Genomic DNA, 401 nt, shown 5'->3' with positions numbered 1-401 from the left:
TCGATTTGACCTCGACGGGAGTTTAAATCCCCCATGACATCACCGAGGAAGTCTTCGGGGACTTCAACCTCGACTTTCATGATCGGCTCGAGGATGACGGGATTGGCTTTCTGCTTCGAACCGCTCGTGAGCGGTATTGATGGTAATACCCCGTTGTTTTTCTTCCGGTGCAGCATCATCAATATCAGCGTAGTGTTTGTTGCGTTCAAGCTTTGCGCTTGCCATTATTTCGAACGGCACGTGAGCGGTATTGATGGTAATACCCCGTTGTTCTTCTTCCGGTGCAGCATCAATATTATCAATCTTAGCGTGGTCTTTGTTACGTTCAAATTTTGCGCGTGCCATTGCTTCGTTTTTCCTTATCTTTAATTTGCGTTCCCTTGATTTTTAGCAATGATGGC

At 46.4% G+C, this 401-nt stretch carries 1 protein-coding gene and 1 pseudogene; both read right to left on the bottom strand.

Features of this window, described 5'->3' with window-relative positions; genetic code table 11:
- Positions 1-110: pseudogene (locus JUI58_RS00180) on the bottom strand (hypothetical protein); the annotation flags it as partial.
- Positions 64-345 (bottom strand): hypothetical protein, encoded by a 282-nt coding sequence (locus JUI58_RS00175; RefSeq protein ID WP_204101747.1) that lies wholly within the window; start codon positions 343-345, stop codon positions 64-66. The pseudogene JUI58_RS00180 and the gene JUI58_RS00175, both read right to left, overlap by 47 nt.
- Positions 346-401: the final 56 nt, after the last annotated feature.

Source organism: Spirulina sp. CCY15215, assembly GCF_016888125.1.
Lineage (GTDB): Bacteria > Cyanobacteriota > Cyanobacteriia > Cyanobacteriales > Spirulinaceae > CCY15215.
Note: the sequence above shows the minus strand (reverse complement) of the source record. Positions and strands in the feature narration are given on the sequence as shown.

Bases quoted from the DNA above. Each gene is read 5' to 3' on its own strand.
- JUI58_RS00175 (WP_204101747.1), bottom strand. From the start codon at position 345: ATGGCACGCGCAAAATTTGAACGTAACAAAGACCACGCTAAGATTGAT.